The sequence below is a fragment of the Qipengyuania flava genome (assembly GCF_011762005.1).
GTDB lineage: Bacteria > Pseudomonadota > Alphaproteobacteria > Sphingomonadales > Sphingomonadaceae > Qipengyuania > Qipengyuania flava.
Window position 1 is genome coordinate 113,138 of record NZ_JAASQU010000001.1, and the last position, 17,323, is coordinate 130,460.

General features: G+C 62.1%; 27 protein-coding genes. 25 read left to right on the plus strand and 2 right to left on the minus strand.

Annotation, left to right across the window (positions count from 1 at the left end; all coding sequences use genetic code 11):
- Positions 1-7: 7 nt before the first annotated feature.
- Complete coding sequence (locus tag FHS69_RS00575) at positions 8-292, minus strand: hypothetical protein (protein ID WP_166775755.1); 285 nt, start codon at positions 290-292, stop codon at positions 8-10.
- Positions 293-678: 386 nt separating this feature from the next.
- Here FHS69_RS00575 and rpsL point away from each other — a divergent pair, with 386 nt between their 5' ends.
- The 24 genes from rpsL (at position 679) to rpmD (ending at position 14,997) form a co-directional block, all read left to right on the plus strand.
- Positions 679-1,050: a 30S ribosomal protein S12 gene (rpsL, locus tag FHS69_RS00580; protein WP_006831873.1), complete on the plus strand. Its 372-nt coding sequence runs from the start codon at positions 679-681 to the stop codon at positions 1,048-1,050.
- A gap of 219 nt (positions 1,051-1,269) precedes the next feature.
- The gene (gene rpsG, locus FHS69_RS00585) at positions 1,270-1,740 is read left to right on the plus strand and encodes a 30S ribosomal protein S7 (RefSeq protein WP_067464780.1); all 471 of its coding nucleotides are present in this window, start codon (positions 1,270-1,272) and stop codon (positions 1,738-1,740) included.
- A 122-nt stretch (positions 1,741-1,862) separates the two neighbouring features.
- On the plus strand, positions 1,863-3,956 hold the full coding sequence (gene fusA / locus FHS69_RS00590; RefSeq protein ID WP_067676131.1) for an elongation factor G: 2,094 nt from the start codon (positions 1,863-1,865) through the stop codon (positions 3,954-3,956).
- A 93-nt stretch (positions 3,957-4,049) separates the two neighbouring features.
- Positions 4,050-5,240 (plus strand): elongation factor Tu, encoded by a 1,191-nt coding sequence (gene tuf, locus FHS69_RS00595; protein ID WP_166775757.1) that lies wholly within the window; start codon positions 4,050-4,052, stop codon positions 5,238-5,240.
- Positions 5,241-5,555: 315 nt separating this feature from the next.
- Positions 5,556-5,867, plus strand: a complete 312-nt coding sequence (gene rpsJ / locus FHS69_RS00600; RefSeq protein WP_006831877.1) for a 30S ribosomal protein S10 — start codon at positions 5,556-5,558, stop codon at positions 5,865-5,867.
- 250 nt (positions 5,868-6,117) lie between these two features.
- Positions 6,118-6,984, plus strand: coding sequence for a 50S ribosomal protein L3 (gene rplC, locus FHS69_RS00605; RefSeq protein WP_067676133.1), 867 nt, complete (start codon positions 6,118-6,120; stop codon positions 6,982-6,984).
- A gap of 3 nt (positions 6,985-6,987) precedes the next feature.
- Positions 6,988-7,611 carry a 50S ribosomal protein L4 gene (gene rplD / locus FHS69_RS00610; protein ID WP_067504748.1) on the plus strand — a complete coding sequence of 208 codons (624 nt, stop codon included), beginning with the start codon at positions 6,988-6,990 and terminating at the stop codon, positions 7,609-7,611.
- On the plus strand, positions 7,604-7,915 hold the full coding sequence (locus FHS69_RS00615; protein ID WP_166775760.1) for a 50S ribosomal protein L23: 312 nt from the start codon (positions 7,604-7,606) through the stop codon (positions 7,913-7,915). The genes rplD and FHS69_RS00615 overlap by 8 nt, the downstream gene beginning before the upstream one ends.
- Positions 7,916-7,929: 14 nt before the next feature.
- Entirely contained in the window at positions 7,930-8,766 is an 837-nt protein-coding gene (rplB, locus tag FHS69_RS00620) for a 50S ribosomal protein L2 (protein ID WP_166775762.1), read from the plus strand.
- 6 nt (positions 8,767-8,772) lie between these two features.
- Positions 8,773-9,048: a 30S ribosomal protein S19 gene (gene rpsS, locus FHS69_RS00625; protein ID WP_067464762.1), complete on the plus strand. Its 276-nt coding sequence runs from the start codon at positions 8,773-8,775 to the stop codon at positions 9,046-9,048.
- Positions 9,048-9,425 (plus strand): 50S ribosomal protein L22, encoded by a 378-nt coding sequence (gene rplV / locus FHS69_RS00630; protein WP_067464760.1) that lies wholly within the window; start codon positions 9,048-9,050, stop codon positions 9,423-9,425. Before rpsS ends, rplV begins: the two co-directional genes overlap by 1 nt.
- A gap of 1 nt (position 9,426) precedes the next feature.
- Positions 9,427-10,122: a 30S ribosomal protein S3 gene (gene rpsC / locus FHS69_RS00635; protein WP_067464758.1), complete on the plus strand. Its 696-nt coding sequence runs from the start codon at positions 9,427-9,429 to the stop codon at positions 10,120-10,122.
- 21 nt (positions 10,123-10,143) lie between these two features.
- Complete coding sequence (gene rplP, locus FHS69_RS00640) at positions 10,144-10,578, plus strand: 50S ribosomal protein L16 (protein WP_067464756.1); 435 nt, start codon at positions 10,144-10,146, stop codon at positions 10,576-10,578.
- Positions 10,578-10,787 carry a 50S ribosomal protein L29 gene (rpmC, locus tag FHS69_RS00645; protein WP_067464826.1) on the plus strand — a complete coding sequence of 70 codons (210 nt, stop codon included), beginning with the start codon at positions 10,578-10,580 and terminating at the stop codon, positions 10,785-10,787. Before rplP ends, rpmC begins: the two co-directional genes overlap by 1 nt.
- Before the next feature lie 10 nt (positions 10,788-10,797).
- Positions 10,798-11,088 (plus strand): 30S ribosomal protein S17, encoded by a 291-nt coding sequence (gene rpsQ, locus FHS69_RS00650; protein WP_067464755.1) that lies wholly within the window; start codon positions 10,798-10,800, stop codon positions 11,086-11,088.
- Between the two features lie 64 nt (positions 11,089-11,152).
- Positions 11,153-11,521, plus strand: a complete 369-nt coding sequence (gene rplN / locus FHS69_RS00655; protein WP_067464754.1) for a 50S ribosomal protein L14 — start codon at positions 11,153-11,155, stop codon at positions 11,519-11,521.
- Positions 11,521-11,841, plus strand: a complete 321-nt coding sequence (gene rplX, locus FHS69_RS00660; protein WP_067464752.1) for a 50S ribosomal protein L24 — start codon at positions 11,521-11,523, stop codon at positions 11,839-11,841. The genes rplN and rplX overlap by 1 nt, the downstream gene beginning before the upstream one ends.
- Entirely contained in the window at positions 11,834-12,412 is a 579-nt protein-coding gene (gene rplE, locus FHS69_RS00665; protein WP_067464749.1) for a 50S ribosomal protein L5, read from the plus strand. Before rplX ends, rplE begins: the two co-directional genes overlap by 8 nt.
- Before the next feature lie 26 nt (positions 12,413-12,438).
- Positions 12,439-12,744, plus strand: coding sequence for a 30S ribosomal protein S14 (gene rpsN, locus FHS69_RS00670; protein ID WP_050599045.1), 306 nt, complete (start codon positions 12,439-12,441; stop codon positions 12,742-12,744).
- A gap of 11 nt (positions 12,745-12,755) precedes the next feature.
- Positions 12,756-13,151 (plus strand): 30S ribosomal protein S8, encoded by a 396-nt coding sequence (rpsH, locus tag FHS69_RS00675; protein WP_067464745.1) that lies wholly within the window; start codon positions 12,756-12,758, stop codon positions 13,149-13,151.
- Positions 13,151-13,684 (plus strand): 50S ribosomal protein L6, encoded by a 534-nt coding sequence (gene rplF, locus FHS69_RS00680; protein WP_067464741.1) that lies wholly within the window; start codon positions 13,151-13,153, stop codon positions 13,682-13,684. Before rpsH ends, rplF begins: the two co-directional genes overlap by 1 nt.
- A gap of 1 nt (position 13,685) precedes the next feature.
- Complete coding sequence (rplR, locus tag FHS69_RS00685; protein ID WP_067464738.1) at positions 13,686-14,030, plus strand: 50S ribosomal protein L18; 345 nt, start codon at positions 13,686-13,688, stop codon at positions 14,028-14,030.
- Positions 14,030-14,806 (plus strand): 30S ribosomal protein S5, encoded by a 777-nt coding sequence (rpsE, locus tag FHS69_RS00690; RefSeq protein WP_208380050.1) that lies wholly within the window; start codon positions 14,030-14,032, stop codon positions 14,804-14,806. Before rplR ends, rpsE begins: the two co-directional genes overlap by 1 nt.
- Positions 14,807-14,811: 5 nt before the next feature.
- Positions 14,812-14,997 carry a 50S ribosomal protein L30 gene (rpmD, locus tag FHS69_RS00695; RefSeq protein ID WP_067464735.1) on the plus strand — a complete coding sequence of 62 codons (186 nt, stop codon included), beginning with the start codon at positions 14,812-14,814 and terminating at the stop codon, positions 14,995-14,997.
- A gap of 59 nt (positions 14,998-15,056) precedes the next feature.
- Here rpmD and FHS69_RS00700 read toward each other — a convergent pair whose 3' ends face one another.
- Positions 15,057-16,463, minus strand: coding sequence for a glycosyltransferase family 39 protein (locus tag FHS69_RS00700; RefSeq protein ID WP_166775764.1), 1,407 nt, complete (start codon positions 16,461-16,463; stop codon positions 15,057-15,059).
- A 233-nt stretch (positions 16,464-16,696) separates the two neighbouring features.
- Between FHS69_RS00700 and rplO the strand changes: the two genes are divergently transcribed.
- Positions 16,697-17,221, plus strand: coding sequence for a 50S ribosomal protein L15 (gene rplO / locus FHS69_RS00705; protein WP_067464730.1), 525 nt, complete (start codon positions 16,697-16,699; stop codon positions 17,219-17,221).
- Positions 17,222-17,323: the final 102 nt, after the last annotated feature.

Genomic DNA, 17,323 nt, shown 5'->3' on the forward strand with positions numbered 1-17,323 from the left:
TGTGTGACTATTTCCCCTTAGCTTCACTGAGCGCAGCCTCGATATTCTCATACCCTCGATTCTTGGCCGAGATCCATTCGTCCAAGTCATGTCGCGACTTGCCGCGGTCGCCGGCTTTTCCGACGTTGTACGCATCCATGTGATCCCATTCATGCTCGATCCAAGCCTCGCCAGTTGAGGTCTCGTAGCAAAGGTACCACCAGTCCTCGTTCTCCATAAGCGAACCCTTGATTCGTTTCGCGATTTCAATGCGTTTCACAGCCATTATTGTCTCCAAAAGTTTCTCGGCCATTAGGACGGAATGTCGATCTAGAAAACCTATACCCTCCCTTGACCCATCCCCCCCATCCGACTATGCGCCCCCCCCATCCGGTGTAGGAACCGCCTCGCGTGATTCCCTCGTCGGTCAGATAGAGCTGAACATTGCCGGTCATGTCCCGGGGCCTGGTGCGTCATGCGCCCGGGCTCTTTTCTATTGCAGCGGTCCCCATGGGATCGCTCGGGGCAGCCGTCAAAGTAACCCGGTGGCCGTGTGGGCCGGTGGGTGGAGTGTTTCAGGCTCGTGCGAATATGCCACCCCGGTGCTTTTGGCGCCGCATGCGGCGTAGCCACGAACCCGATCACATCACCTGTCACCCGCTAGTCGTCACCTCCATACGGTGAAGAGAAAGAACTCATATGCCGACGATCAACCAGCTGGTCCGCAAGGGCCGCGTTCCGCAGAAGGCCAAGAGCAAGGTCCCTGCGATGGAACAGAACCCGCAGAAGCGCGGTGTCTGCACCCGCGTCTACACGACGACCCCGAAGAAGCCGAACTCGGCTCTGCGCAAGGTTGCCAAGGTCCGCCTGACCAACCAGCGCGAAGTCATCTCCTACATCCCCGGCGAAGGCCACAACCTCCAGGAACACAGCGTCGTGCTGATCCGCGGCGGCCGTGTGCGCGACCTTCCCGGCGTGCGCTACCACGTCCTGCGCGGCGTGCTCGACACGCAGGGTGTCAAGGACCGCAAGCAGAGCCGTTCGAAGTACGGCGCCAAGCGGCCGAAGTAAGGATGGGAGCGTGCTGCCAGCGCTAAGGCTGGTGGCCCGGTTTTGGTTTTTGTGGGGTGCGGTCGAGACATCCGTCCCGACCTTGCGGTTCCAGCCCTCTCCCCCACCCGACCACCCAATGATGCCCATAAGCTATGGGTGGTCGGGTGGGGGAGAGGGCCGGCACCGACCCCGAAGGCGAAACGGAGGTTTCGCCGCACTCCGAAGGAGTTTGAAAAAATGTCACGTCGTCGTCGTCCCGAGAAGCGGGAAATCCTGCCTGATCCCAAGTTCGGTGATCAGGTCCTGTCGAAGTTCATGAACAACCTCATGCTCGACGGTAAGAAGGCCGTTGCCGAAGGCATCGTCTACACCGCGCTGGACGTGGTCGAAGCGAAGGCCAAGTCGAACCCGGTCGAGCTGTTCCACACCGCGCTCGACAACATCAAGCCGCAGGTCGAAGTGCGTTCGCGCCGTGTCGGCGGTGCGACCTACCAGGTCCCCGTCGAAGTGCGTCCCGAGCGTGCGCAGGCGCTGGCCATCCGCTGGCTCATCACCGCCGCGCGCGGGCGCCCCGAAACCACCATGTCGGCACGCCTCTCGGGCGAGCTGATGGATGCGGCCAACAATCGCGGCAACGCGGTCAAGAAGCGCGAAGACACGCACCGCATGGCGGACGCCAACCGCGCCTTCTCGCACTACCGCTGGTAGGCCGCGGCCGGGGCAGGGCGGGGCCGCGCGGCGTCGGGTCGCGCGGCAGCTGTCTTTAACCGGTCACACTGTTACCCATATGGGGCGGGCGACACGCCAACCCCGCAATCGAGGAAATCCCTATGGCTCGCGACTATCCGCTGGAGCGGTACCGCAATATCGGCATCATGGCGCACATCGATGCCGGCAAGACCACCACGACCGAGCGTATCCTCTACTACACCGGCAAGTCCTACAAGATCGGCGAAGTCCACGACGGCGCCGCGACGATGGACTGGATGGAGCAGGAGCAGGAACGCGGCATCACCATCACCTCGGCCGCCACGACCACCTTCTGGCAGAACGAGGACGGCAAGGGCGAAAAGCACCGCATCAACATCATCGACACCCCCGGGCACGTCGACTTCACGATTGAAGTCGAACGCTCGCTGCGCGTGCTCGACGGTGCGGTCGCCGTGTTCGACGGCGTGGCCGGGGTCGAACCCCAGTCCGAAACCGTCTGGCGCCAGGCCGACAAGTACGGCGTCCCGCGCATGTGCTTCATCAACAAGCTAGACCGCACCGGCGCCGACTTCTACTACTGCGTGCAGTCGATTATCGACCGCCTCGGTGCGACCCCGCTGGTGCTCTACCTCCCGATCGGCGCCGAAAGCGACCTGTCGGGTGTTGTCGACCTCGTCAACAACCGCGGCATCGTGTGGGAAAACGACGGCCTGGGCGCGACGTTCAACTACGTCGACATCCCTGCCGATCTGGCTGACAAGGCTGCCGAGTATCGCGAGAAGCTGATCGAGACCGCCGTCGAACAGGACGACGATGTCATGGAAGCCTATCTCGAAGGCACCGAGCCCGATGCGGCGACGCTCAAGAAGCTCATCCGCAAGGGCACCATGGCTCGCGATTTCGTGCCCGTGCTGTGCGGCTCGGCGTTCAAGAACAAGGGTGTCCAGCCCCTGCTCGACGCCGTTGTCGACTACATGCCGAGCCCGCTCGACGTTCCGGCCATCAAGGGCGTCCTACCCGACAGCGACCAGGAGGACACCCGTCCTTCGTCGGATGATGCGCCTTTCGCCGCACTGGCGTTCAAGATCATGAACGACCCGTTCGTCGGTTCGCTTACCTTCACCCGCATCTATTCGGGCCACCTGACCAAGGGTTCGGTCCTGAACTCGGTCAAGGAGAAGAAGGAAAAGATCGGCCGCATGCTGCTGATGCACTCGAACAACCGCGAGGACATCGACGAGGCATTCGCGGGCGACATCGTCGCGATTGCCGGCCTCAAGGAAACGACGACCGGCGACACGCTGTGCGACGCTTCGAAGCCGATCATCCTCGAGCGCATGGAATTCCCCGAGCCGGTCATCGAGCTGTCGGTGGAACCCAAGACCAAGGCCGACCAGGAAAAGATGGGCGTCGCGCTCAACCGCCTGGCCGCCGAGGATCCCAGCTTCCGCGTCACCACCGATCATGAATCGGGCCAAACGATCATCAAGGGCATGGGCGAGCTTCACCTCGACATTCTGGTCGATCGCATGAAGCGCGAGTTCAAGGTCGAGGCGAACGTGGGCGCACCGCAGGTGGCTTACCGCGAATATCTCGGCAAGCCGGTCGACGTCGACTACACCCACAAGAAGCAGTCGGGTGGCTCGGGCCAGTTCGGCCGCGTCAAGGTCAAGGTCACCCCGGGTGAACGCGGCCAGGGCTTCGTCTTCGAAGACGAGATCAAGGGCGGTAACATTCCGAAGGAATACATCCCCGCGATCGAAAAGGGCATGCGCGAACAGGCCGAAAGCGGCCACCTTGTCGGCTTCCCGATCATCGACTTCACCGTCACGCTGTACGACGGTGCCTACCACGACGTTGACTCGAGCGCGATCGCGTTCGAAATCGCCGGTCGCGGTGCGATGCGCGAAGTGGCGGACCGTTCGGGCATCAAGTTGCTCGAACCGATCATGAAGGTCGAGGTCGTGACCCCCGAGGACTACCTCGGCGATGTCATCGGCGACCTCAACTCGCGTCGTGGCCAGATCCAGGGCACCGACAGCCGCGGCAATGCGCAGGCGGTCGACGCCTTCGTGCCGCTGGCCAACATGTTCGGCTACGTCAACGAGCTGCGTTCGTTCACTCAGGGACGTGCACAGTACTCGATGCAGTTCAGCCACTACGACGAAGTGCCGGCCAACGTCGCGCAGGAAGTCAAGGAGAAGCTTGCGTAAGCCAGCTTTGAGGTCTAGGGGCGGCGCCTGATTCCGCGGGCGCCGTTTCCTCCCCGCAGAAATCCCAAATTTTTAGACAAAGGTTATTGGAAAATGGCGAAGGAAAAGTTCGAGCGTAACAAGCCGCACTGCAACATCGGCACCATCGGTCACGTCGACCACGGCAAGACCACGCTGACCGCGGCTATCACCAAGGTCATGGCCGACACCTACGGCGGTGCGGCCGTCGATTTCGCAAACATCGACAAGGCGCCCGAAGAGCGTGAGCGCGGCATCACCATCTCGACCGCGCACGTCGAGTATGAAACCGACGCGCGTCACTACGCACACGTCGACTGCCCGGGCCACGCCGACTACGTGAAGAACATGATCACCGGTGCCGCCCAGATGGACGGCGCGATCCTGGTGGTGAACGCTGCTGACGGCCCGATGCCGCAGACCCGCGAGCACATCCTGCTTTCGCGTCAGGTCGGCGTTCCGGCGCTGGTCGTTTACCTGAACAAGGTCGACCAGGTCGATGACGAGGAAATCCTCGAGCTCGTCGAGCTGGAAGTTCGCGAACTGCTTAGCGCCTACGACTTCGACGGCGACAACATTCCGATCATCAAGGGCTCGGCTCTGGCCGCTCTCGAAGGCCGTGACGACAACATCGGCAAGGAATCGATCATCGAGCTGATGAAGGCTGTCGACGAGCACATCCCGCAGCCCGATCGTCCGGTCGACCAGAACTTCCTGATGCCGATCGAGGACGTGTTCTCGATCTCGGGTCGTGGTACGGTTGTCACCGGCCGCGTCGAAACCGGCGTTGTGAACGTTGGCGACGAAGTCGAAATCGTCGGCATCAAGGACACCACCAAGACGACCGTGACCGGCGTCGAAATGTTCCGCAAGCTGCTCGACCGCGGTGAAGCCGGCGACAACATCGGTGCCCTGATCCGCGGCATCAGCCGTGAAGATGTGGAGCGTGGTCAGGTCCTCGCAAAGCCCGGTTCGGTTACCCCGCACACCGAGTTCAGTGCAGAAGTCTACGTCCTGTCGAAGGACGAAGGTGGCCGTCACACGCCGTTCTTCGCGAACTACCGTCCGCAGTTCTACTTCCGCACCACCGACGTGACCGGCGAAGTGATCCTTCCCGAAGGCACCGAAATGGTGATGCCGGGCGACAACGTGACCATCTCGGTCAAGCTGATCGCTCCGATCGCCATGGACGAAGGCTTGCGCTTCGCAATCCGCGAAGGCGGCCGCACCGTCGGCTCGGGCGTTGTTGCGAAGATCACCAAGTAATCTTCGTCAGCACCCGCTGAAAACGTTGGCCCGCTCCTCGTTCTGAGGGGCGGGCCTTCGCTTTTTGTGAGGGCTTTGACCGGCTCTCACGCACGTCTGGTCGTGTCATATTCCGTCATTGAAAATTGCGCGGATTTGAGGGGTTGCCAGAAACGAGTCGCCCCCGTATATGCCCGCCCAGAGACGGGGATTCGTCCCCGCTAAACGAATTCATGAAAGGTCGCCCGTTCCGGGAAACCGGGTGTCAGCGGGGCAGGCCTTTCTTTTTTGTGGGTCGCCAGTCGATCCATTGGCTCTTTCGCATCGGTGTAGGTAATGGAAGCTCAGAATATCCGCATTCGCCTCAAGGCGTTCGACCATCGCGTTCTCGACCAGGCTACTGGCGAAATCGCAGACACCGCGCGTCGTACGGGTGCTCTTATTCGCGGCCCCATTCCCATGCCGACGCGTATCGAGAAGTTCACCGTGAACCGCGGCCCGCACATCGACAAGAAGTCGCGCGAGCAGTTCGAGGTGCGCACCTACAAGCGGCTGCTCGACATCGTGCAGCCCAACGCCCAGACCGTCGACGCGCTGATGAAGCTCGACCTCGCAGCGGGCGTGAACGTCGAAATCAAGCTGGCCTAAGCCGCGATTTCGGTCTCCCTGCCGGACGTTAAGCGGGCAGGAAAGTTACGGGGCGCTCGATAGCCCCGCCGGATCGCAAGGTCTGGCAAGACATCGGGATACCGCCGGATTTATCCGGGTCTGCGTCCCCCGTCTCGTTTCCAAGGCATCACGCTGCGGAGGCACCTGGCCCGGACGGGGCGACGCATCATAAAACGGGCTGGCAAGCACCTCGGATGGGCCGGGGTGCCTCTGTGTTAGGAGTTTTACGATGCGCACAGGCGTTATCGCAAAGAAAGTCGGGATGACCCGCCTCTTCCAGGAGGACGGTCGGCACGTGCCGGTCACCGTTCTGGCTCTGGAAAATTGTCAGGTCACTGCTCACCGCACCGAAGATCGCGATGGTTACTTCGCGGTCCAGGTGGGTTCGGGCGAAGCCAAGCAGAAGAACGTCAACAAGCCGCAGCGCGAAGCCTTCGCCAAGGCTGGCGTTCCGCTGAAGATGAAGGTCGCCGAATTCCGCGTCGACACCGAGGAGGCTCTGCTTCCGGTCGGTGCCCGCATCTCGGCCGAGCACTTCATTGCCGGCCAGAAGGTCGACATCACCGGTCACACGCAGGGTAAGGGCTTTGCCGGCGCCATGAAGCGTTGGGGCTTCGGCGGTCTGCGTGCCACCCACGGCGTTTCGCTCTCGCACCGTTCGCACGGTTCGACGGGTAACCGCCAGGATCCGGGTCGCGTGTTCAAGGGCAAGAAGATGGCCGGCCACATGGGCGACCGTCAGCGCACCCAGCAGAACCTCGAGATCGTCCGTACCGACGCCGATCGCGGCTTGCTGTTCGTGAAGGGCTCGGTGCCCGGCGCGAAGAATGGCTGGCTGCTGGTCAAGGACGCGGTCAAGATCAATCACGAGGAGCTGCCGTTCCCCGGTGTGATGTATCGCAACCGTGACGAATTCGAGCATCAGGAAGCTGATGCAGGCCTCGTTGAAGGTGCGGCCGAGCACGAAGCCGGTACCGAAATTTCCGCCGAACAGCAGGAAGCCCTGCTCAAGCAGCAGGAAGCCGGTGCCGACACCGAAAACACCACCGATACGCCCGCAGCCGACACCGGCTCGGACGAGAACAAGGAGGGCTGATCCGTGAAGGTGAAGGTCCAGAAAATCGACGGCAAGGCGTCGGGCGACATCGAACTGAACGATGACGTGTTCGGTCTCGAGCCGCGTGCCGACATCCTCCATCGCGTTGTCACCTGGCAGCTCGAGAACCGCCGCGGCACTGCCCGCCCGACGCGCGAGCGTTCGGACGTGGCCCGCACCGGCAAGAAGTGGGGTCGCCAGAAGGGCGGCGGCACGGCTCGCCACGGTGATCGCGGCGCGCCGATCTTCATTGGCGGCGGCAAGGCTCACGGTGCGCGCAAGCGCGACTTCGAGCAGTCGCTGAACAAGAAGGTCCGCGCTCTCGGCCTGAAGATGGCTCTGTCGAGCAAGGCGAAGGATGGCCTCGTGGTCGTCGACAGCCTCGAGCTCAAGGATGCCAAGACCAAGGCGCTTGTGGCGACGTTCGGCAAGAATGGCTGGAGCGGCAAGGTCCTCGTGATCGACGGCGAAAGCGTCAATGACGGTTTCAGCAAGGCTGCCCGTAACATCCCCGGCGTCAATGTGCTGCCGGCGATGGGCGCCAACGTCTACGACATCCTGAAGCACGACACGCTGGTCCTCACCAAGGACGCGGTCGAAAAGCTGGAGGCCCGTTTCAATGGCTAAGAAGCAGGAAGTGGAGGCGCGTCACTACGACGTCGTGCTCGCACCGCACATCACCGAGAAGGCCACGCTGGCGTCGGAAAACAACGCCGTCGTCTTTAAGGTCGCCAACGATGCCACCAAGCCGCAGATCAAGGAAGCTGTCGAGGCGATCTTTGGTGCGACGGTTGCGAACGTGAATACCGTTGTTGTGAAGGGCAAGACCAAGCGCTGGAAGGGCAAGCCCTACAAGCGCACCGACATGAAGAAGGCGATCGTGACGCTTACTGCTGACAGTAAGCCCATCGACGTCACCAGCGGTATCTGAGGGGCTAGAGAGAAATGGCACTCAAGAACTACAAACCAACGAGCCCGGGCCGTCGCGGCCTGATCCTCGTCGACAAGTCGGGCCTCTACAAGGGCAAGCCGGTCAAGTCGCTCGTCGAAGGCAAGCGCAAGACCGGTGGCCGTAACAACAAGGGCCACGTCACTTCGCGCGGCATGGCCGGTGGCCACAAGCAGAAGTACCGCTACGTCGACTTCAAGCGTCGCAAGTGGGACGTCGAAGGCATCGTCGAGCGTCTGGAATATGACCCGAACCGCACTGCGTTCATCGCGCTGGTGAAGTACGACGACGGCGAACTGGCTTACATCCTTGCCCCGCAGCGTCTCGCTGTCGGCGACAAGGTGATCGCTGCCGAGAAGGCCGACACCAAGCCTGGCAACGCCATGCTGCTGGGTCAGATGCCGGTCGGCACGATCTGCCACAATGTCGAAATGAAGCCGGGCAAGGGCGGCCAGATCGCCCGTGCTGCGGGTTCCTATGTCCAGCTCGTCGGTCGTGACCGGGGCATGGTCATCGTTCGTCTGAACAGCGGCGAGCAGCGTTATCTGCGTGCCGACTGCATGGGCACCGTCGGCGCCGTGTCGAACCCGGACAACCAGAACCAGAACCTGGGCAAGGCCGGTCGTCGTCGCTGGATGGGCATCAAGCCGCTGACCCGCGGCGTCGCCAAGAACCCGGTCGACCACCCGCATGGCGGTGGTGAAGGCCGCACGAGCGGTGGCCGTCACCCGGTCACTCCGTGGGGCAAGCCGACCAAGGGCGCCCGTACCCGCAAGAACAAGCAGACGGACAAGATGATCATCCGTTCGCGCCACGCGAAGAAGAAGAGGTAATCCGACATGGCTCGTTCCGTCTGGAAAGGTCCGTTCGTCGAGCTCAGCCTTCTGAAGAAGGCCGAGACCGCCCAGGACGCCGGTGGCGCCAAGCCGATCAAGACCTGGTCGCGCCGTTCCACCATCCTGCCGCAGTTCGTTGGTCTGACGTTCAACGTCTACAATGGACACAAGTTCATCCCGGTCTCCGTTTCGGAAGAGATGGTCGGCCACAAGCTCGGTGAATTCGCGCCCACGCGCACTTTCCCGGGCCACGCCGCCGACAAGAAGGGTAAGCGCTGATGAGCAAGCAGAAAGCACCCCGTCGCGTAGCCGACAACGAGGCGCTCGCCGTCGGGACCACGATCCGTGGTTCGGCGCAGAAGCTGAACCTCGTTGCTGCGCTGATCCGCGGCAAGAAGGCCGAAGAGGCGCTCAACATCCTCGCTTTCTCGAAGAAGGCGATGGCCAAGGACGCCACGAAGGTTCTCGCATCGGCAATCGCCAATGCGGAAAACAACCACAACCTCGATGTCGACGCACTGGTCGTTGCCGAGGCTTCGGTGGGCAAGTCGATCACGATGAAGCGCTTCCACACCCGTGGTCGCGGCAAGTCGACGCGCATCCTGAAGCCGTTCAGCCGCCTTCGCATCGTCGTCCGCGAGCAGGAAGAGGCGTAAGATGGGCCATAAGAGCAACCCGATCGGTCTGCGCCTGCAGATCAACCGCACCTGGGACAGCCGCTGGTACGCCGAAGGGCGCGACTATGCCAAGCTGCTCAGCGAGGATGTCGAAATCCGCAAGTACATCGTCGAGAGCCTGCCGCAGGCAGCGATCTCGAAGGTGGTCATCGAGCGTCCGGCCAAGCTGTGCCGCATCTCGATCTACGCAGCCCGTCCCGGTGTGATCATCGGCAAGAAGGGTGCGGACATCGAGAAGCTGCGCGCCAAGCTGTCGAAGATGACCGAAAGCGAAGTGAAGCTGAACATCGTCGAGATCCGCAAGCCGGAAATCGACGCCAAGCTCGTCGCCCAGGGCATCGCCGACCAGCTGATCCGCCGCGTGGCTTTCCGTCGCGCCATGAAGCGCGCCGTTCAGTCGGCTCTGCGTCTCGGCGCGGAAGGCATCAAGATCACCTGCGGCGGCCGTCTCGGCGGTGCCGAGATCGCCCGCGTGGAATGGTATCGCGAAGGCCGTGTGCCGCTGCACACGCTGCGCGCCAACATCGACTATGCGGAAGCCGAAGCGCTGACCGCCTACGGGATCATCGGCATCAAGTGCTGGATCTTCAAGGGCGAGATCATGGCGCATGACCCGACCGCGCAGGACCGCCTCATGATGGAAGCCCAGACCTCGGGCGTCCGTCCGGCGCGCTGATTGCAGGATTAGGAAAGAACCATGCTGCAACCGAAGAAAACCAAGTACCGCAAGGCGTTCAAGGGTAAGATCCATGGCAACGCCAAGGGCGGCACCACGCTGAACTTCGGGTCGTACGGCCTGAAGGCGATGGAACCGGAGCGGATCACCGCGCGCCAGATCGAAGCTGCGCGTCGTGCGATCACCCGCCACATCAAGCGTCAAGGCCGTCTCTGGATCCGCGTCTTCCCCGACGTGCCCGTGTCGAAGAAGCCTGCCGAAGTCCGTCAGGGTAAGGGCAAGGGTTCGGTCGAATACTGGGCGGCCCGCGTGAAGCCCGGCCGTATCCTGTTCGAACTCGACGGCGTCGCTGGCCCGCTGGCCGCCGAAGCGTTCGAGCGTGCAGCCATGAAGCTGCCGATCAAGACCAAGGTCGTTGCCCGCATGGGTGACACTGCCCACCTGGGAGGCGAATGATGGCCAAGACTGAAGACCTGCGCCAGAAGTCGGACGACCAGCTGGCCGAAGAGCTGACCACGCTCAAGCGCGAGCAGTTCAACCTCCGCTTCCAGGCGGCGACGAACCAGCTCGAGGCTCCGGCCCGCATCCGCGAAGTCCGCCGCACGATCGCCAAGATCAAGACGCTGCAGAGCGAGCGTTCGCGCTCGGCTGAAGCGAAGGCTTAAGGAGTAGACCATGCCCAAGCGTATCCTGATCGGGACCGTCACCTCCGACAAGACCGACAAGACCGTGACCGTGCTCGTCGAGCGCAAGGTGAAGCACCCGCTTTACGGGAAGATCATCCGCCGCTCGAAGAAGTACCATGCCCACGACGAGCAGAACGAGTTCACTCTCGGCGACATCGTGCGCATCGAAGAAACCAAGCCGATCTCCAAGACCAAGACCTGGCAGGTGATCGACCGCGTTACCGCAGGTGGCACGCAGGCTGTCGAGGCTGACCTCGACGTCGAAGCCGCCGGTAACTGAGCTTTATTGACGTAGGAACTGCCGGGCGGATGTCCCGGCAAGCCATTGAGAAGGAACCGGATCGATGATCCAGATGCAATCCAATCTCGACGTCGCGGACAACAGCGGCGCAAAGCGCGTCCAGTGCATCAAGGTACTGGGCGGCTCGAAGCGCCGGACTGCTTCCGTGGGCGACGTGATCGTGGTTTCCGTCAAGGAAGCCCAGCCGCGCACCAAGGTGAAGAAGGGCGATGTCCATCGCGCCGTCATCGTGCGCACGAAGAAGGACGTCCGCCGCCCCGATGGCAGCGTGATCCGCTTCGACAGCAATGCCGCGGTGCTCGTGAACAAGAGCGAAGAGCCGATCGGCACCCGTATCTTCGGCCCGGTGGTGCGCGAACTGCGCGGCCGCGGCTTCATGAAGATCATCTCGCTTGCTCCGGAGGTGCTGTAATGGCTGCCGCTAAGATCAAGAAGGGTGACAGCGTCGTCGTCCTGTCCGGCAAGGACAAGGGCAAGACCGGCACCGTCGCGAAGGTCATGCCGAAAGACGGCAAGGTCGTCGTCGAAGGCGTGAACGTCGCCGCCCGTCACCGCAAGCCGACCCAGCAGAACCCGCAGGGTGGCATCGATCGCTTCGAAGCGCCGATGTCCATCAGCAAGGTTGCGCTGGCCGATCCGAAGGATGGCAAGCCCACCCGCGTCCGTTTCGAAGAGAAGGACGGCAAGAAGGTGCGCGTTGCCGTGAAGTCCGGGGAGACTATCGATGGCTGATTATACGCCCCGCATGAAGCAGCGCTACGACGAGCAGATCGTCAAGGCGATGACCGAGAAATTCGGCTACAAGAACCGTCTCGAAGTCCCCAAGCTGGAAAAAGTCACGCTCAACATGGGTGTCGGCGAAGCCAGCCAGGACAAGAAGAAGGTCCAGACCGCAGCCGAGGAAATGGCGCTGATCGCCGGCCAGAAGCCGGTCATCACCAAAGCCAAGAAGTCGATCGCGCAGTTCAAGCTGCGTGAAGGCATGCCGATCGGTTGCAAGGTTACCCTGCGCCGCGAACGCATGTACGAATTCATGGATCGCCTGGTCACCGTGGCCATGCCGCGCATCCGTGACTTCCGTGGCCTCAACCCGAAGTCGTTCGACGGCCGTGGCAACTATGCCATGGGCCTGAAGGAACAGATCATCTTTCCCGAGATCAGCTACGATCAGATCGACAAGGTCCGGGGGATGGACATCATTGTAACCACGACGGCGAAGACCGACGAAGAGGCGCGCGAACTGCTCCGCCTGTTCGGTTTCCCGTTCCCGGCTGAACAGTCGGAAGACAAGGAGGCGGCGTGAGCCGCTAGAAGAGGAACTTAAGTCCAATGGCGAAACTGAGTTCGATCAACAAGAACGAGCGTCGCAAGAAGCTCGTCAAGCAGTATGCGGAAAAGTTTGCGAAGCTTAAGGCTATCGCCGACGATGAATCGCTCGACGAGACCGAACGCCTGATGGCGCGTCTCAAGATGGCGGAACTGCCGCGCAATGCGAACCCGACCCGGGTGCGCAACCGCTGCTCCACCACCGGCCGCCCGCGCGGCTACTACCGCAAGTTCGGTCTCAACCGTATCGAACTGCGCGACCTCGGCAACAAGGGCCTGATCCCAGGCCTGACCAAGTCGAGCTGGTGAGGTAAAGACAGATGGCTATGACCGATCCCCTGGGTGATATGCTCACCCGCATCCGCAACGGCCAGCGTGCGAAGAAGGACAGCGTCCTTTCGCCCGCCAGCAAGCTGCGTGCGAACGTTCTCGAAGTGCTACAGCGCGAAGGCTACATCCGTGGCTACAGCGAAGACGCTTCGGCGAAGCACGCACAGCTGCGGATCGAACTGAAGTATTTCGAGGGTGAACCTGCGATCAAGCACGTTGCCCGCGTCTCCAAGCCTGGCCGCCGCGTCTACTCGGGTTCGAAGGAACTTCCGATTGTGCGCAACGGCCTTGGCATCACCATCGTCTCGACGCCCAAGGGTGTGCTTTCGGATGCCGAAGCGCGCACTGAAAACGTCGGCGGCGAAGTGCTGGCGGAGGTGTTCTGATGAGCCGCATCGGCAAGAGGTCGGTGGCGATCCCGAGCGGGGTCACCGCCAATATCGAAGGGAAGACGCTCAGCGTGAAGGGCCCCAAGGGCACGCTCACGATGGGTCTTTCGGACCTTATCGAATACAAGCTCGAAGACGGCGAAATCTCGGTCAAGCCGGCCAATGAGACCCGCGCTGCCCGCAACCATTGGGGCATGCAGCGCACGATGGTGTCGAACCTGGTCGAAGGCGTTACCGAAGGCTTCACCAAGGTCCTCGAGATCAACGGTGTCGGTTACCGTGCGCAGGCACAGGGCAAGAAGCTCAAGCTTCAGCTCGGCTATTCGCACGACGTCGACCTCGACGTGCCCGAGGGTCTCGAAGTGAAGACTCCGGATCAGACCACGGTCGAGATCAGCGGGATCGACAAGCAGGCCGTGGGCCAGTTTGCGGCGAACGTTCGCAAGTGGCGCAAGCCCGAGCCTTACAAGGGCAAGGGCATCAAGTACCGCGGCGAGTATATCTTCCGCAAGGAAGGGAAGAAGAAGTAAGATGGCAAAGCTCTCTCTCTTTGAACGTCGCCGTCGTCGCGTCCGTACCGCTCTGCGCAGCGTGTCGGGCGGCAAGCCCCGCCTGTCGGTGCACCGCACCGGCAAGCACATCTACGCCCAGATCATCGACGATGCCGCCGGCAAGACCGTTGCCGCCGCATCGACGCTGGGTGCGAAGGGCTCGGGCGCCAATGTCGACGCCGCCAAGAAGGTCGGCTCCGACATCGCCGCTGCTGCCAAGAAGGCCGGCGTGACTACCGTCGTGTTCGATCGCGGCGGCTTCCTGTTCCATGGCCGCGTCAAGGCGCTGGCCGACGCCGCTCGTGAAGGCGGGCTGGAGTTCTGATGATGGCTGACGAAACCAAGAACGAAGAAACCGTGACCGCCCAGACGGAAACCGCGGTGACCAACGAGCAGCCGGCAGTCGCCGATACGCCGTCCGAAGCAGCGACCAACCAGTCGCCTGCGCAGGGCGCCGAAGGCCAGCCGCGCGAACGTCAGGGCCGTGGCGGCCGTGACAACCGTGGCGGTGGCCGCGGTCGCGGGGGTCGCGACAACCGTCGTGGCAACCGTCGCGAGGAAGAAGACGACGGCATCATCGAAAAGCTCGTCCATATCAATCGCGTCAGCAAGACGGTGAAGGGCGGTAAGCGCTTCGGTTTCGCTGCGCTCGTGGTGGTCGGCGACGGCCAGGGCCGTGTGGGCTTCGGCAAGGGCAAGGCCCGCGAAGTGCCCGAGGCGATCAGCAAGGCAACTGCCGCTGCGCGCAAGAAGATGGTCCGTGTCCCGCTGAAGGAGGGCCGCACCCTCCATCACGACGGCAAGGGCCACTTCGGTGCCGGCAAGGTCACCGTGCGCACCGCGCCTCCGGGTACCGGCATCATCGCCGGTGGTCCGATGCGTGCCGTGTTCGAGAGCCTCGGCGTTGCCGACGTGGTGACCAAGTCGGTCGGCACCTCGAATCCCTACAACATGATCCGCGCAACCTTCGACGCGCTGACCAACCAGACTTCGCCGAAGTCGGTGGCACAGCGTCGCGGCAAGAAGGTCTCCGACCTGCTTGGCCGGGGTGGCGCTTCGGAGGCCGAGGCTGAAGCCGACGCCGCCGCTATCGCGGAGTAAGATCGATGGCCAAAGCGAAAACCATCAAGATCAAGCAGATCGGTTCGCCGATCCGTCGTCCGGAAAGTCAGAAGAAGATTCTGATCGGTCTGGGCCTCGGCAAGATGCAGAAGGTCGTCGAACGCCAGGACACCCCCGAGGTGCGTGGCGCGATTGCCAAGATCCCGCATCTGGTGACCGTGGTCGATTAATCGATCACTGCCATAGAACAGCAAGGGCCGGGCCGCGCACCAGCGCAGCCCGGCCTTTTCTATTTCGGCGCGGGCACTTTGCAGTCGCCATGAACGACGACTTCGATATCCCATCCCTTCATCATCGGTTCGGACGCTAGAACGCGGCAGTTTTCGCGCGCATAGGATCGAACCAGTGCGGCGGTCTGGGTATTGGTCGCTGCTGTTTTGCGGTCGATGATCGTGGCGGGATCGAGTGCGAGCAATCGGCGAACTTCCGACAGCGTGTCGATATGGCTAACGTTGCGTTCTGCCGCGCTATGAAGGTGATTGGGGAAGGCCAGAGCGGTCGGGAATTTCGTACCACTCAAAGTGTAGAGCAGGGGTGGGCCGTGATAGATCAGTACCGGGCCGTCGCCCTCACTGCGTTCGACGGCTTCGAGTAATACGGTCATCGCCGCTTGCGCTTTGCGTGTATCGGCGAAATCGAAGAATGAATAGAAAAGAGCGGGCGTGACGGCCGCGGTTCCAAGGAGAGTCGCGCCAAGCCTGGGAAGGCCAAGAGCTACAGGCGTCAATGCGCACAGCGGCACCAGAAGTGGCAGCGTGTAATGCAGGTAGAAGGCTGGCACCGACACGAAACCGATGACGGCTGCCACCAGCCAGCCGGCGAAGAATCCCTTCTCCAGCCCGGCGATCCGAACCATAGCCACTGAGCTCGCCGCGAGCAGCGGGAGAAGCATCATGACCAGAATGGCGAGGCGACTCAGGTTTCCGGTTTCCTCGACCGGCTTGCGCAGGTTGGATAATACCATCGCCGTCCAGTATTCGTCCCAATAGCCGCTGGCTGCGTACCACGCTGCGAAGAGCAGGGTGGGCAGTGCGCCCAAACCAATCCAGCCAATTATCCGACGGAGCGACACGGCTCCCAACCCGCTAGAGCGGATTTGCAGCAGCGCGGCGAAGATACCGAACCATATCGCCTCGAAGACTGCGGTCGTCTTGATCGTGATCGCGATTCCGGCAAGCAGCATCGCCGTCGCCACGAATGCCTGCCCGCGTCGTCTGTCAAACGCGGTGGATGCGGCTAATAGAGCGGCGGCGGCGGTTGCCATGAACAGATTGTAGAAGATCGGGCTTTGCCCGCCCTGGCCGTGAAACAGGCAAATCGAAAGCAGGTAGATGACCCCGCCGAGCGAGGCCTGCCACGGTGAAACGAGGCGACGCGCAATGGTGTAGATGGCGATTGCAGTGGCGGCTGCGAACAGAGTGGCGGCAATCTGGTAGGTAACGAAGCAGTTCGAGATCATCGCGAGGGCGGCAAAGAGCATGAAATGCCCGGGTGGTTTGCGATCCCACACGTCAACGAATGGTACCGCGCCCTGGGCCACTTCGACGCCCGCGGCGAAGTAGAATGCTTCATCGACATGCAGATCGGGATGGCCGTAGGTTGCCATCCGGGTGACGATCGCGAGCAGCGTCAGCATGCCCCCGGCAAAGATCCAGTGACGAGCGCCATGCGATTTATCCGTGTGCGCTGACCACTCGCCGCCGCGAAGCACCCCTCTCTTGTCCACGATCTAACATCCGCCCAAATACTGCCACACGTTCGGCCCACCGGATTCGGGGTCGACAAGTATGGTCAAACCGACTATCGGCGCCCCCTTCCCAACAGCGCGAACCCCGCAACGGGGCTTTAGAAAGCGAAAGCGAGTGCACTATGAAACTGAATGATATCCGCGACAACGACGGCGCACGCAAGAGCCGGATCCGCATCGGCCGGGGCATCGGCTCGGGCAAGGGCAAGACCGGCGGCCGCGGCCAGAAGGGTCAGAAGAGCCGTTCGGGCGTTGCCATCAAGGGCTTCGAAGGCGGCCAGATGCCGCTGCACATGCGCCTGCCGAAGCGCGGCTTCAACAATCCGTTCGGCAAGGACTACGCGGAAGTGAACATCGGCATGGTCCAGAAGTTCATCGACGCCAAGAAGCTCGACGGTTCGAAGGTCGTCGATCATGAAGCGCTGAAGGCTGCCGGCCTCGCGCGCGGTGGTAAGGACGGCGTGCGTCTGCTCGGTAAGGGCGAACTCAAGGCCAAGGTCAGCTTCAAGGTCGCCGGTGCCTCGAAGGGCGCGATCGAAGCGGTCGAAAAGGCCGGCGGCAAGGTCGAAGTGATCGCTGCCGATAAGCCCGAGCACGAAAAGAAGGCTGCTCGCGCCGAAGCCAACAAGGCTGCCAAGGCAAAGTAAGCGGATAATTCGGGGAGCGGGGTTCGACATTCCGCTCCCCGCTTCCTATCTAGCCTTCCTGTGCCGGGAGGGACCGGCGCCAATTCAGGATTGAACAGATTC